Origin of the sequence: Mesotoga sp. BH458_6_3_2_1 (assembly GCF_003664995.1) — a bacterium.
In the GTDB taxonomy this organism is placed as follows: Bacteria; Thermotogota; Thermotogae; order Petrotogales; family Kosmotogaceae; genus Mesotoga.
Genome location: NZ_JFHL01000009.1, coordinates 17,376 through 31,213 on the forward strand (window position 1 = coordinate 17,376; position 13,838 = coordinate 31,213).

13 protein-coding genes are annotated in these 13,838 nt (G+C 45.7%); 7 read left to right on the forward strand and 6 right to left on the reverse strand.

Annotation, left to right across the window (positions count from 1 at the left end; all coding sequences use genetic code 11):
* Positions 1-20: 20 nt before the first annotated feature.
* From Y697_RS06000 to Y697_RS06010, 3 genes are all read right to left on the reverse strand, one after another.
* Complete coding sequence (locus tag Y697_RS06000; protein ID WP_183083734.1) at positions 21-1,310, reverse strand: metallophosphoesterase; 1,290 nt, start codon at positions 1,308-1,310, stop codon at positions 21-23.
* A 496-nt stretch (positions 1,311-1,806) separates the two neighbouring features.
* Positions 1,807-2,823 (reverse strand): NAD-dependent epimerase/dehydratase family protein, encoded by a 1,017-nt coding sequence (locus tag Y697_RS06005; protein ID WP_121550751.1) that lies wholly within the window; start codon positions 2,821-2,823, stop codon positions 1,807-1,809.
* Between the two features lie 11 nt (positions 2,824-2,834).
* On the reverse strand, positions 2,835-3,305 hold the full coding sequence (locus tag Y697_RS06010; RefSeq protein ID WP_121550752.1) for a MarR family winged helix-turn-helix transcriptional regulator: 471 nt from the start codon (positions 3,303-3,305) through the stop codon (positions 2,835-2,837).
* A 121-nt stretch (positions 3,306-3,426) separates the two neighbouring features.
* On the opposite strand from Y697_RS06010, the gene Y697_RS06015 reads away from it, so the two are divergent.
* A complete protein-coding gene (locus tag Y697_RS06015; RefSeq protein ID WP_121550753.1) occupies positions 3,427-5,514 on the forward strand; it encodes an RND family transporter in 2,088 nt (695 codons plus the stop codon).
* 1,052 nt (positions 5,515-6,566) lie between these two features.
* Here the strand turns inward: Y697_RS06015 and Y697_RS14605 are convergent.
* Together Y697_RS14605 and Y697_RS06025 are read right to left on the reverse strand one after the other, a co-directional pair.
* On the reverse strand, positions 6,567-6,812 hold the full coding sequence (locus Y697_RS14605) for a hypothetical protein (protein ID WP_183083735.1): 246 nt from the start codon (positions 6,810-6,812) through the stop codon (positions 6,567-6,569).
* 761 nt (positions 6,813-7,573) lie between these two features.
* Positions 7,574-7,879, reverse strand: coding sequence for an endonuclease domain-containing protein (locus tag Y697_RS06025; RefSeq protein ID WP_183083736.1), 306 nt, complete (start codon positions 7,877-7,879; stop codon positions 7,574-7,576).
* Positions 7,880-8,253: 374 nt separating this feature from the next.
* On the opposite strand from Y697_RS06025, the gene Y697_RS06030 reads away from it, so the two are divergent.
* The 6 genes from Y697_RS06030 to Y697_RS06055 all read left to right on the forward strand — a co-directional run bounded on the left by Y697_RS06030 (position 8,254) and on the right by Y697_RS06055 (position 13,053).
* Entirely contained in the window at positions 8,254-8,556 is a 303-nt protein-coding gene (locus tag Y697_RS06030) for an AbrB/MazE/SpoVT family DNA-binding domain-containing protein (protein WP_121550755.1), read from the forward strand.
* The gene (locus Y697_RS06035) at positions 8,553-9,293 is read left to right on the forward strand and encodes an ABC transporter ATP-binding protein (RefSeq protein WP_121550756.1); all 741 of its coding nucleotides are present in this window, start codon (positions 8,553-8,555) and stop codon (positions 9,291-9,293) included. The genes Y697_RS06030 and Y697_RS06035 overlap by 4 nt, the downstream gene beginning before the upstream one ends.
* Positions 9,280-10,017 (forward strand): ABC transporter permease, encoded by a 738-nt coding sequence (locus Y697_RS06040; RefSeq protein WP_121550757.1) that lies wholly within the window; start codon positions 9,280-9,282, stop codon positions 10,015-10,017. The genes Y697_RS06035 and Y697_RS06040 overlap by 14 nt, the downstream gene beginning before the upstream one ends.
* 655 nt (positions 10,018-10,672) lie before the next feature.
* Positions 10,673-11,269, forward strand: a complete 597-nt coding sequence (locus tag Y697_RS06045; RefSeq protein WP_220665732.1) for a cysteine hydrolase family protein — start codon at positions 10,673-10,675, stop codon at positions 11,267-11,269.
* Positions 11,266-12,060: an NAD(P)/FAD-dependent oxidoreductase gene (locus tag Y697_RS06050; protein ID WP_121550758.1), complete on the forward strand. Its 795-nt coding sequence runs from the start codon at positions 11,266-11,268 to the stop codon at positions 12,058-12,060. Before Y697_RS06045 ends, Y697_RS06050 begins: the two co-directional genes overlap by 4 nt.
* Before the next feature lie 3 nt (positions 12,061-12,063).
* Positions 12,064-13,053 carry a radical SAM protein gene (locus Y697_RS06055; RefSeq protein WP_121550759.1) on the forward strand — a complete coding sequence of 330 codons (990 nt, stop codon included), beginning with the start codon at positions 12,064-12,066 and terminating at the stop codon, positions 13,051-13,053.
* A 444-nt stretch (positions 13,054-13,497) separates the two neighbouring features.
* Here the strand turns inward: Y697_RS06055 and Y697_RS06060 are convergent, their stop codons facing one another.
* Entirely contained in the window at positions 13,498-13,746 is a 249-nt protein-coding gene (locus Y697_RS06060) for a hypothetical protein (protein ID WP_121550760.1), read from the reverse strand.
* Positions 13,747-13,838 lie beyond the last annotated feature (92 nt).

A 13,838-nucleotide genomic window follows, 5' to 3' on the forward strand; every position in this document is an offset into this window, starting at 1 on the left:
TTATAATCAAGCTGGAGTCTTTATTTCTCTTCGGTATTGCTTATGGTTCCATCTGCATGGTACTCCATCAGGCGAACCTCTGTGAGCTGCTCGCCAGATTCGATAACCACAAAGCACCTTTCTAGACCAATCAGATTTTCGTCAATCCAGGTACCGCTGTTGGCGTATACTTTTTCTTTGTCATAACCTTCTACATATCGATCTATGACAGGTACGTGCGAATGCCCGAAAACAACCACATCAACGGTCGGATCCAGATCAAAATACTGCTTAACAGCCTGTTTATCAAAGAAAGTATGGTCAACTGCACCCACAGTTGCTTCGGAATAAGGGTTCTTACTGGCCACTCTATTGTTCTGCTGAACTTCGTCCCAACGTCTTTGAGCGTTAGCGTATAACACGGCGCTTATCGAACCATCGTCCTGGACTGTAGGCATCAAATCGCTCAGAGAAAAATTGTTGTCGTATCCATTTACACCGACGTAAATGGCTTTTTCATCGAATTCAGCTTTGATGGGGAAGGTTGTCATTGCCCACAGCCATACACTGTAATACGTGTAGGCATTAACCTGATCCACATCTTCTTTTGAGGGAGCTTCAATCTTAGGGAACTCCTTCTGAGGTGCTGATTTGCCTTCCGCAACGGATGTAGATGCAATTCGTGTGAAGAAATAACCAGGAGGCAAAAACGAGGGATAATCGCCGGTTATTTCTTTGTTGGACAATGTATCGGGTGCGCAGAAAGAGTCATAACGATGGCCGTGCTCAATGACAATCTCGGAGCGCACACCCGTGCGATAAGTTCCCAGACCGTCAACATCGCGAGCCTGGACAATCCCTGGGATCAAATTGGTAAGTGTTTCTTCGTCCAAGAGAAGGTCGTGATTGCCCGGAACATACGCAACAACAATGCCGCTTTGAATAATCTTTTTGAATGCTGCAACAATCAAAGCGTTGTTTTCCGCAACCTGTTCGAAGAAAGCTCCCAAATCGTTATGGGGCTCATACGATATCGGAACGAACCACTCGTCTAACATGTCTCCTGCAACAACAAGCTCGTCTATGTCGCTTATCACTAGTCGTTCGAGGAACTCAGCGATAAGGTCTTTGTTTTTCACAGTTTCGGAAAAACTGTCATCGACTCCTAGATGAAGATCACTGATAACAACTATCCTGTAGGCTTCATGAGTGGATTCCTTTTCCCATAAAGGCAGCGGTTCGATTTCTCTTACAAGACTTGCAGATCCCACCACAGACAAAGCAATCATTAGAACTAGTGTCAAAACGAATCTCACTCTAAATCCATGCATAGTATTCCTCCCATTTGGACGCGTCTGCTGAATATTAATCAAGCTCCTCATTATACGGCAAAAAGAGGGTGCATTTGTATCTAATCCAATTTATTATTCTTACGAATGAAGCATTCGTATACTTTTGTCGTACTTGTCCTTAGGCCCTTGGTGACAGACTCGATTTTTAACATTTTAGTAATGTACTTCTTTATTGAAGAGTAAGAAAATGTAAGTTACTGGATCCAAGGATGTCTTCGTCAGAATCTAGGCCGGGAAGACCATCCATGTAATTGAGAATCGCACCGCGAGAAAATATCGGTTTGCTGTAGCCAAAGGAGGTGAAGAGTCAATTTAATCGAAAAGCTATCGGAATTGCCTAAACGGCAAGTACTGGATGAAAGAAGCGAGAAACAGAAAGAGAAACATATTTTTAGCAGCACAGTCACTCTAGTGCATTCAACGCCGTAATTGCTTTCTTAGCGCCTACATGATTCTCTTCCTAGCAGTAAAGTGTCTACAACGGTCCTGCAGAGTTCAGCTTTGACTGCAGTCTGATGATCCCATATCCTGATAACCACTCGACAGCGTCCTTCAAAGACTCTGATACTTTTCGCGGACAGTGACCTAGAATTCTTGAAGCCTTCTCATGAGAGTACCTGTAATTTCTGGTGAGCGTGTGAACTGTGTAGGGAGTGAAAGCAGCTTTCGTCTTCGAGATCATATAGTATAGTGTCGACATGGCCGAAAGTACGTAAGCTGTGGTGCTCTTCAGGAAAGCATCTACTTTCTTTCGACCGGTTAACTGATGAAGTATGTCGGTCAGCTCACGGATAGAGATCACTTCGCCGCCGAGAATGTAGACCTCTCCGGCCTTGGCCTTTATCGAGGCTTCTATCTCCGATCTCACTACATCTCGCACATCTACGAAATCGAAAGACCCCTCGATTCCTACTCTCAACTTGCCTGTTGCGAAGAGCCTTATCATGTTTCCCATTTCGGAAAGTTTGTAATCGAAAGGACCAATGATGCCAGTCGGGCAAAGTACGACGGCGTTCAGCCCTTCTCTTGCTGCCGTGAGGACGTTTAGCACAGCTTCCGCCTTGGATTTCCCGTAGACACCGCTTGTTCGAGCCGGGTTGAACGAGACGTTCTCATCTATCACGCTTCCCGGTTCTAGCTCGGTAAAGGCGTGGATGGAGCTCGTGTAGATTAACTTTCCCACATGCTTAACCTTGCAGGCATGGATAACGTTCTCCGTACCGCCTACGTTGACACTCCTCACTTGCTTTTTCATGGTTGGCATTATGGAAATTAATGCTGCCAGATGATAGACGGTCTCTATTCCTTCACAGGCTTTGATCACGAAATCCCTGTCCCTAATATCGCCGCGAAGTATCTCTACTCTATCTAGTTTGAACATAGAGACATCTTCTCCGGGCAGGACAATTGCCCTTATTTTCTCGCCCCTATTAACTAACTCTCTGACTAGGACGTTACCGACGTGACCGCTCGCACCAGTTACAAGAATCATGCCTTATCACCTCAGTTCTTGCCACCGGAGTCGATGAATTTCTCATCGACAACTATGCTAGTAATTCTCTCGAAACCATCGGTGATGATCGCGAGATCTTCGCTTCCAACGTTTCTAATGAACGTTGAGATCAACTTCGAGAAGTTGCCCAAAAAACTCTCGAAAAAGCTCTTGCCGCTATCTGTAAGGGTTATCATGATTACTCTTCTATCTTCTTCTGAACGAATGCGGGCAAGCAACCCCTTTCTCTCCATGTCGTCCACAAGAACGGTGATATTGCTCTTCGTCATTGAGTATTCCTTTGCCAGCGAGGACATGCTCTCTGGACCTTTGAGTGCAACATATAACAAGATGTAAAGCTCTATTGTCTTCATCTCTTCGGCTTCTATGCTGAATGAGAAGAACTTGGTGAAGTTCCGGATCAGATCGAATACCGTTTCCAGAATCTTTTCCGGACTGATTTCATTGCCTTCCATAGTCATGTTGCACCTCCCATTTGACTATTATAACAGTTAAAGTATTGAACGATCAACAAATTTTACTGTACATAAACATAACTTTTTCCGAGATAGTAGTAGAATTCTATCAAAGGGGGAGTTCAAAATGATCAACCGTAAGATCTCCATATCTATAATCGCCCTGTTCACAATCATCACTGTAGTAATGGGGCTCTTTATCTTAAAAATGGAGATCAGCGTCTCCAGCGAATTCCTTCTGCCAGAGAAATCTCCTTCGAGAGAAAACATGAGAATGATGGAGAATCTTTTCGGAAGTGAGAAGCAGATTATCATTGTAGTCAAGACGGACGGTCTTTTCAAGGAAGAGAACTCACTCAAGATCCATAACTTCCTCCAGAAACTCTCCTCGATCGAGGGAGTCGTTAGTTACAACTCCTATCAGGATGCAGCGAAGGTTAGTCTGATTGGCGGCACTAACGTTGAGCCGTACTTCGTGGAAGGACTTCCTAATGACAATGTCGGCGAGATACTTAATAATCCACTCTATCTGGACAACCTTCTGAACGAGAAAGGCGAAGTTGCACTAATTCCGATAAATGTGACCGATGGTGCCGATGTGAAAAGGATTCTTGAAGTGGCCAACGATTCGCTCGTAGGTATGGAGTTCTACGCCAGCGGTGAGCCAATAGTCGATCAAGAGCTTAACAGCTCCATACTGGCGCTTCTGGTGGTATATCCCCCCATCCTCTTCGGACTAATCTGCTTCATATACTTTCTGAGGCTTGGAAGCGTCAGGGCGGCTGTCATTCCTTCGATTCTTTCAATCATTGCCGCTGTCTGGACTTACGGTTTTAGCGTAATGATCGGTTTGGATATAAACATTCTCACATCTACGGTCGGGCTCTTTATAGTTATAATCTCGTCGTCCTATGGACTCCATTTTGTAGACCGGTACATTACAAACAGGAGATTTCTTGAAAGAAGTATTGCGCTGAAACGCACAATACGCGAAGAGCTCATACCGGTATTTCTCTCGGCGCTTACTACGGCGGTCGGTTTTCTGACATTCTTGGTGAGTAGCCTTGAGGCCTTCAGGCAACTGGGTATAATGGTCTCACTTGGGATCATGATGAGCTCGGCGCTTGTCTTGCTTATGCTTCCCGCTGCTCTCTATTTCATGGATCTCCCGGCAGTGAAGAGAAAGCTCAGGTTCAAAGGGCCAACACGAGAAAGAGCAATTAAGATCGACAAGGTAGTACTTCTAGTGATAATAGTCTTTGCAGTCGTCTCACCCTTTCTCATTTCTAGAATAGAAAGGAACTTCGACCAGTTCGATTATTTCAGAAAGAGCTCCGAGATCGTGAAATCGGCCGAGACTATCAGAGAAGAGTTTGGATGGAACATGCCTTTTTACGTTATCCTTGACAAGAACAGCATCTACACCGGCGCCGATGCACAAATCATTTCGAACCTAATTTCCGACATAAACCAGCTAGAAGAGGTCAAGGGCGTTTCCTCTATAATGGATGTTTCCAGCGCGTTCAACATTCCGCTGCCGATCCTACAGCTAGCGGCGCGCAGCGGAGATCTGCCTATTCAGCAGTACATGGTTGGAAACTCATTACGGCTACTGGTGAAGACACCTAATACCGATGCAGTAAGCTCGCAGCGTCTCGAAGATGATTTGAAGGAAATACTCGAGAAGTATCCCCAGTATTCTCCTTACGTAGCTTCTCCGTTGTTGATAATATCCGGTGTAAACAACGAGATACTCGGTAGTCAGGTCAGTACAATACTGTGGGCCTTAGTAGTCATAACATTGCTCCTGATAATCGTTTTCAGGTCTTTCAAGCTGGCTTTGGTTTCTGTTCTGCCAATTGCCCTGTCTGTATTCTTCAATTTCTCTTACATGGCGATACTGGGTATTAGGCTGGAAATCTCGACGGCAATAGTCGCTGGAATTCTTCTGGGAATGACAATAGATTATGCAATTCATCTGATCAATAGATTCATAGAGACTAAAGACATCTATAAGGCAAGAGAGGAAGTCAGACCAGCGGTACTCTCGAATACCATTGCACTTGCGGCGGGTTTCGCCACGCTTGTCTTTGCGCCCTTGAAACTCTTCTCAGGACTCGGACTGCTTCTTGCCATAGGAATGGTTACCGGCGCCATAGTCACTCTCACCCTCATTCCAACAATCATCAGCAAATGGAAGATGTCTAAGCATTGATTCTTCTTACTAAGAAAGCGAGATGAGAATCAGTTTGAAGACGGACGGCTGTAGAGACTTTTTTGCAGGTCCGGGGTTCCGGGTTGGATAAGAAACTTTAGAACCAAAACCCTTCACTTTTTTTGCGGAAATGGACGAAGTAATATCACTGTTGCAGAAACTGTAGGCAGAATTAGTCACTTTCTGAGTAGAAATGCTAACATTGACTTGGTTGTTATTTTGTTTTTTTGAGAGCGGGTCTCTGGCAGGAGATCCGTTCTCGTTTTTTTCTGCCCGATCCATGGCGAATCTCCTTCCTTTCTTAAGTGCAGTTCCAAGTTCCAGTTGTTAGTTGCAGGCAAAAGAGCCGACTGCATAATAAACGCTGACCGCTTTACGATGTAGAAAACGAAGGATCGGGTTAGAAGAGCGGGTTAGGAAATACGGGTAACTATGAGCGGGTCATAAGAAGCAGGTTTTGAAGTGGGAGATCCCGTGCAGAACCATCACGGGATGACAATTTCAGATGATTGTGCAGTTCTCTTGTAGGGGCGAACGGCCGTTCGCCCGAAAAAGGTCCTGGTTGGATTCTCTGCCTTTTACGCGAAAAATGGGACAGACCGTAGGAGCGTTTGGGAGCCAGTCTGCTAACAAAGGCCAGTCAGGCTCCGCCTGGCCAGTCTCGCCTACAGCGAGGCCAGTTCCGGCCATGCCGGTTTTTTTGTGACAGACTCCATTATTTACATCTAGTTAACGTTTGCATGCTCATTCCAACATCTTCGTACCAGGCCAGTCATGCTTCTCGGAGAAATTAAACTCCGTTTTGATGTAAGGAACCGTCCTTGGTCCTTCGTCCCAGATCATGAACCCGTCCCTCGAAAGAGCAGTTCTTTGTTCCGGCACTTCGGGCCCAGGTTCTTGGTTAAGGAGCGTGAGAGAATAATAGAGATGGAGAGACGTATGAGAAGAACGAGATCCCGTGCAAACCCGCCAAACAGGATCCCGGAACAGGAGACCCAAACAGGAGCATTTTGGGGCAGGCTTATTGGGGCAGGTTCTACGGGATGACAATTTCAGATGATTGTGCAGTTCTCTTGTAGGGGCGAACGGCCGTTCGCCCGAAAAAGGTCCTGGTTGGATTCTCTGCCTTTTACGCGAAAAATGGGACAGACCGTAGGAACGTTTGGGAGCCAGTCTGCTAACAAAGGCCAGTCAGGCTCCGCCTGGCCAGTCTCGCCTACAGCGAGGCCAGTTCCGACTTCGTCGGGCAAGCAAAGACCATTGAGAAAGAGCGTTGTGGAGAGGTTCGCTGCGCTCACGAGAGAATTGAGAGAGAAGAGACCAGTAAGATTGGCGATTAAACTTACACCGTCACGTGCATCTCTTTGATCTCACTTTGACTAACCAAGAACAGATCCTTCCTCTGGAACAAAGAGCAATTTTTTCCTCATTGACGTCTGCTCTTCTCGGAGAACAGTGGACCGCCGACGGACAATGTTGTCTTCGCAGCGGTCAGCGCGTTTTCGTTCTTAAGCGTGCAGCGCATCTTACGGTGAGATCCCGTACAGACCCCCCAAACTGAACCTCCAATCACGATCCCTGAACAGGACCTTTTCAGGGCAGGCTCATTAAGGCAGCTCATTGGGGCAGGCTTTACGGGATAACAAACTGAGTGGTACTAGGGGAAGCTATATGGGATGCTGATGCAGGAGAATGATGAGACAATTGGCGTTTCCGTGAAGCTGAGATTGTTCACCGCTCTTAAATGGGTTTCGAATCCTCCCTTGAGGTAGCTCATCATTACCCATAAGTTAGGGAGTAATCGAGAGATATCATATGATGTCTCTTCTACCTTGACTGTATATGCTGTGTTAGGCTCTCAATGATTTTGATCTTAAATCCTCCCTTGAGGGAGGAGGGCCACAAAGTGCGGAGGGTGTACACTAATTCGCAACATCGAAATGTAAGATATCACAAGTGAGAAGAATCAAGTGGAACACAAATGCCCATTTCCCGATCAGAAGGAAAAGGCTTCATTCGTTAATGCAACATGGTTAGGAGTTTCGCCATTCTCTATTAGCTATGTTCTCTGTTCTTGTGCAATTTGCAGAAGCTTTTGTCTAATTTCCTCTACGACGCCTTCAATGTTGTAACAAAAATCTCTTTCAGGCACGCGGATAACAATTGAGCTCAAGTTCTCAAGCTCTTTTCGTCTCTTTCTAACTTCATCGCCCCGTATGTAATGGGAGCTAGTGTCTACTTCAATTACAAGGCTCAATTCCTTGCAGAAGAAATCAACAATGTATCTTCCAATGCGCTTTTGTCTTATTAATCTGTAGCCCGCGATCTGTTTTTTTGAGTCGTTGCCAGAAAAGCACTTCCGCAAGCGTTCCCACCCGCTCAAGCGGGGATATAAGATCAAGAGCAAGGAAGAGCAGGGTCTAGGGTTGTCGGGTCTGGGGTGTGGCAATAGCGAAAGAGTGGTTCAGGCCCAAGCGGGGACTTAAGATCAATAATGTAGACATGCATAAGAAATCACGTCGATTTGATAGTGATAACCGATTATGGAACTAAGGAATAAGATGACGTAGGTAATGATAAGGTTCTCAAACGGGGATTTTGATTAAGAAGGGGTCACAAGTGACTCATAACAAGGATATTGACAAAGTGAAGACTCGGAAGTATGATTAGTTGGAATAGTTATACTAGTAATACACATGGAACAACTCCGAATCTGTTATCAGAAGGAGCGAATGTGTTATGAAGGCAAAAAGTGAAACCAACGGAAAGTATATGGGTTCGGTTAAGGTCGGTCAGAAGGGACAGATTGTGATCCCAAAAGATGTCAGAGATATGTTTGGGATTTCTCCTGGAGACACGCTGATACTTCTTGCGGATTCAGAGAAAGGCATTGCCATAGAAAGGTATGGCGTTTTCGACAGGATCGCTGACGCGATTTTATCAGGAAGAGCTAAAGAGGTTTATCCTGATTACAGCGAAGAGGACTCGATTAGATTCGCGAAAGCCGTGAAATCGATCGATGATGAGGATGAAGAGAAATGACAGCGATCGAGACAAAGAGCTTGTCAAAGACATACAAAGTAACAAGAGCAGTGGAAGATCTCAATCTTACGATTGAAAAAGGTGAGTTATTCGCCTTGCTAGGTGTCAACGGCGCGGGAAAGACTACTGCAATCAAAATGCTTTCCTGTCTCATAAAACCAACAAGTGGTGATGCTTTATTAATGGGAAATAGCGTTGTGACCTCTCCGCTTAAAGTCAAGGAAATCATAAACGTTTCGCCGCAAGAAACCGCCGTGGCCCCTAATCTTTCCGTGCGTGAGAACCTCGAACTGATGTGCGGGATCTATGGTTACGACTCGAAAAGGACACAACAGATGACAGACAAGGTAATTTCAGATTTCTCTCTTTCGGAAATTGAAAAGAGCAGAGCTCGAATTCTCTCGGGAGGTTGGCAGCGTAGGCTTTCCATAGCCATGGCTCTAATTACGGAACCGGAGATCCTCTTTCTTGATGAGCCAACTCTGGGTCTGGATGTGCTTGCACGCCGCGGACTATGGCGAATCATACAAGAGATGAAAGGGAGAATCACGATTCTCCTTACTACACATTACCTTGAAGAAGCAGAGGCGCTGGCAGATAGAATAGCAATAATGTCTCGTGGAAGGCTGGTTGCCGTTGGAACTGCCGCTGAGCTTAAGGAACTGGCAAATGCCAGTAGCTTTGAAGATGCATTCGTTGCGCTGTGCGAGGGAGAAAAGACCTATGAAAATGAGTAGTTTTGCGATTAGGAATGCAAAGGAGCTACTTAGAGATAAACTGAATCTGGCTTTCGGGATAGGTTTCCCAGTAATCGTTCTACTGATGCTTAGCTTGATTCAGTCTAATGTACCAGTAGAACTCTTCTCAATCAAAAATCTAACTCCGGGTATAGCGGTCTTTGGCCTTTCTTTCATATCTTTGTTCTCGGGAATGATCATTGCGAAGGATCGTACAAGTTCCTTTATGTTGAGGCTTTTCACTTCCCCAATGAAAGCCAGAGACTATATACTTGGATATACTTTGCCATTAATCCCCATGTCGGCGCTGCAAATACTGGCTTGTTTCCTAGTAGCTGTACTACTGGGACTAGATGTCAGTATAAATATTCTTCTGACAGTCGTTGTGTTGATGCCGGCCGCACTAGTGAATATCGCGCTAGGATTGCTTTGTGGGAGCATTTTCACCGAGAAACAGGTCGGAGGGCTTTGCGGCGCGCTCCTTACCAATGGCTCTGCATGGCTTTCCGGCGCGTGGTTCCCTGTGGAGTTAGTCGGAGGAGCTTTCAAGGCCGTCGCAGAGGCTCTGCCTTTCATGCATGCTGTCAATGCCGGTAGACACGCTTTGAATGGTGAATACAACAGAATAATGCCGGAACTGGCATGGGTTATAGGCTATGCGTTTGTACTGATGGTTCTGGCAATCATCGCCTTCACTAAGAAGATGGAAAGCGATAACCCATGAACACGTATCTTTGTGAGCACTTTTTCTCTTTAGCAACGCTTACCGTAGAGTAGCTTGACGCCGCTTAAGACAACTTTGATCGTCTATGGTCCTCCGAAAAGACTGACATCTACCCGGGAAGACGTTCTAAGTAGCACTGAACTGGTGAATTGGTCAATCGCTTCTATTCACCACGCTCCGGACTCCAGAACCAAAACCCGTTCTTAATCAGCCGCTGTTTGAACTTGGTACAGCATCTCATGCTTGGCTTCCGCTTCCATTAGCTTGAACCGCAAACCTGCGGCTTCAAACGATGTCGACAGTTCAATTCTTGATAAATGGACACGGGATGACAGTGTTTTGCAAATCTGTTATCACAACTCTGCTGACGCAGTCGTCAACTGCTTTCCTTTTCTTGCGCAAACATAATTCTCGGCGCGAAGATTATTCTTAATATTGAAGCGGACAACGGATCGTGCCATCTCATCTGACTAATGAGAAAGACTCGCCAATATAAAGCTCCTCTGCAACAGTTTTCCTCTGAATTAGTCTCAGACTATAGCTATCTAGTGCTCATGACGTCTGTGTGTTAACATTACATGAAGGTCCCCAAAGACGCTGGAACTGGTCAGTGATAGAATTGTTCAATTCGGAGTATCCGGGGAGGAAATCAATCTTGCTTTCAGAGAGTCAGTTTGAAGAAACCTTTGGCGGTGAACGCCGGAAGCACAGCCCAATGCTTCTTTCTCCTGCTTTGCTCGTGGTAGATCTTCAGAACTACTTCACAGATAGAGAATCTCGAGCCTATTTGCAGGGAATCGAAGTAGTGGTATCAAATTCCGCCAGACTCATTGAAGGGTTCACGACCTTCGGCTTTCCGGTTGCTCTGACCGTTCACAGAGGTGGCTCGGAAATGATGATGCAGTGGTGGAGAAACACCGTTGAAGACAGCTGGGCGGTACCTCAATTTACAGGTCTCCCAATCTTCTATAAAGACACATACGATGCTTTTCATGAAACTGCTCTCGACTCCTTTCTGAAAAGCTGGGGCGTGAATCAGCTCGCTATCTGTGGCGCTAGGACGCATCTGTGCTGCGAAACGACTGCGAGGTCAGCCTTCACGAACGGCTACGCGACAATGATGATAGAGGATGCATTATGTGACAAAGGGATAGACCGGCACATCTGTTCTCTCAAGAATCTTGCGAATGGCTTTTCTATGATATCTAGGACGGCTGAAATTCTGAACTTGCTCAAGGGACATCCCAAATGAAAAAGATGGTTGGAGTTATCGGGGCCGGACCGGCCGGTGTCGCATCATCAATAATGTTGAAGAGATATGGAATTGATGTGCTTCTCTTCGAGCGAAGGAACGTGGGCGGGCTTCTCAATAACGCCTGGCGTGTGGAGAATATTCCTTTTCTTCAACCTTCTGCGGGAGAGGATCTCTGTCACAAGCTAAAAGATCATCTTAGCCGAAATGGAATAGAGCTCATTCGTGAAGACGCAACGGCCATTCACGACAGAACCATCTTGACGACTAAGGCAAGCTATGTAGTCGACTATTCAGTCGTTGCTACGGGCACGATGCCAAAAAGGCTTCCCGCCTTAGAGACGGATGCGAAAGTCGTATACGAATTTAGAGATATTCCGGACGGAACGTGTGCAGTTGCAGTCTACGGCGCAGGGGATATGGCCTTTGACGGAGCAATCAGGGCGAAGCTTACTGGAAGGAAAACGATGCTCTTTGCCAGAAGTAAATCTGTGAGAGCGATTGACGCACTAAGAGTGTCGGCCGAGAAGACCGGGGTCGAGTTGCACATGGCGGAACCTATATTGCGAGTCGATGCGATAGACTCCCTCCTGATGATTACCACGCCGCAGGACGTCTACTACGCCGAGGTTCTGCTTGTCTGTATAGGAAGGGAGCCGGCGCTTCCCACAATCGATTCTCAGAGATATGAGATAATAGGCGATGCGAGGGGTGAAATATATAGACAGGCCTCAATTGCCGTTGGTGACGGAATTAGGACTGCTATGAGAATTGCTTCTCAGAGGTGGTGAGTCTTGAAGATAATTCAGAGTTTCGGCAAAGAAGAACTGGCGATCGTTCACACCGGAGAGACTTCGCAAGGTTCATGGGTTGAGTTCGTAGAGTCACTTCAACCGCCGCTTCCCAGAGAAGAGAAGTGGGTTTTGATCGTATCAACGATGGATGGTTGCCCGGTTAAATGCGCTTTCTGCGATGCAGGTGGAGTTTATAGGAGAAACCTGGGCAGTGAGGAGATGCTTGAACAGATAGACTATATGGTAAATAGAAGGTATAACTCAAGCATTGATGTGAAGAAATTCAAAGTCCAGTTTGCCAGGATAGGGGAGCCCTCTTTAAATCCTTCCGTTCTAGAGACACTTGAAGCGCTTCCGCTGAGGTATGACGCACCGGGACTTTTGCCTTCGATAAGCACAATCGCCCCTGCTGGTTCAAAGACTTTTTTCGAAAAGCTTTATTCTATTAAGGAAAGGCTTTACATAGGGAGGTTTCAACTTCAGTTCTCGATTCACTCCACAGACAAAGTCCAGCGAGATTTGCTGATTCCCTTCAGAAAATGGAGCCTTGAGCAGATAGCAGAATACGGATCGGGATTCTGTGGTACGAAGGATAGGAAGATCACTCTCAACTTCGCCCTCTCTACAGAATCCGTTGTTGATCATAATGTGATCTCTGCCACCTTTGACCCGGAGAAGTTCCTGATTAAGATAACTCCGGTCAATCCGACGTACAGATCTCATGAAAAGGGATTGAAGTCTGCAGTCGAGGACAATGGCACTCTAACCAATCATTCAAGCTTACTCGAAGTCCTTCGAGAAAAGGGTTTCGATGTCATTGTGAGCGTGGGCGAACCTGAGGAGAACAAGATCGGCAGCAACTGCGGACTCTTCATTCGTAGACATCTTAACGGCTCTAAGGAAAACCCTGAGATGTATTCCTTAGTTAAACCGAATAACGATCCCAAATACCTTGACGAGACTCAAAACAGTGACCAGACTCCATTTTAAACATACTAGCAACATTTCTTTCAGTCTGGTGAGAATGTATTCAGGTTCTTTTTAGTTAGTCGAAAGTCGGAAACCGCTTATCGCTGAAAAAGACCACTCTCGGCTTTGCTTTGAACGCTTTAGTTCAGAATCAGAAGATATCTTATTCTTCTCCTGCAAAGACCCCAATCTCTCATATATTTACTGCTCGCCCTAAGTCTAGGATTTAGACCTTGGTAGAATAGCTCTACAGCTGAAATGTGTTCACGTGTTATCATCATGCCGACGCATGGGTAGGCACAGAGATATCAGCCAAGTTTCGCCAGTGATGTTTTCTGTTACAGAAAAGGCCTACCCAGACGGACATGTCATCTCTTTTTGGATGGTTTTGTAAGCTCACAAAAAGGTATATTTCAACTCAAAAACAGCGCGTTCGAACTGATGTCTCTTGCTTCTCTCTAGTTTTCACCATTCAGTTCTCTTTCGTTTCCTGTATGCTACACTGAGCATTGCATAATAAGTTGTACAGAAGAGCGTAAAAATATAGACTCCAATGACGGCTAACCAGAGTTTCGGGTTGGATTGAAGGACTTCGCCTCTTGTTAACACACAATATGCAGTGTAAATGCTTGCGATTATCATACCAATCGTCAGGACAAGAAAAGAAATCTTCAAGTTCTTCAGTTGCCAAGTTCTTTTTGGAATGAACTTCATAACCTGTTACCCCCAAGGAATGTTTTGAATGAGAATCATCATACGTTCGATATCTTGCTGGGAGTATTATATCAATAATGATGTAATCAGCA

What these genes read in the sequence shown, in the direction of transcription:
- Y697_RS06010 (WP_121550752.1), bottom strand. Translation starts at nt 3,305, where the DNA reads ATGACTATGGAAGGCAATGAAATCAGTCCGGAAAAGATTCTGGAAACG.
- Y697_RS06015 (WP_121550753.1), top strand. Translation starts at nt 3,427, where the DNA reads ATGATCAACCGTAAGATCTCCATATCTATAATCGCCCTGTTCACAATC.
- Y697_RS06040 (WP_121550757.1), top strand. Translation starts at nt 9,280, where the DNA reads ATGAAAATGAGTAGTTTTGCGATTAGGAATGCAAAGGAGCTACTTAGA.
- Y697_RS06000 (WP_183083734.1), bottom strand. Translation starts at nt 1,310, where the DNA reads ATGCATGGATTTAGAGTGAGATTCGTTTTGACACTAGTTCTAATGATT.
- Y697_RS06005 (WP_121550751.1), bottom strand. Translation starts at nt 2,823, where the DNA reads ATGATTCTTGTAACTGGTGCGAGCGGTCACGTCGGTAACGTCCTAGTC.
- Y697_RS06060 (WP_121550760.1), bottom strand. Translation starts at nt 13,746, where the DNA reads ATGAAGTTCATTCCAAAAAGAACTTGGCAACTGAAGAACTTGAAGATT.
- Y697_RS06035 (WP_121550756.1), top strand. Translation starts at nt 8,553, where the DNA reads ATGACAGCGATCGAGACAAAGAGCTTGTCAAAGACATACAAAGTAACA.
- Y697_RS06030 (WP_121550755.1), top strand. Translation starts at nt 8,254, where the DNA reads ATGAAGGCAAAAAGTGAAACCAACGGAAAGTATATGGGTTCGGTTAAG.
- Y697_RS06050 (WP_121550758.1), top strand. Translation starts at nt 11,266, where the DNA reads ATGAAAAAGATGGTTGGAGTTATCGGGGCCGGACCGGCCGGTGTCGCA.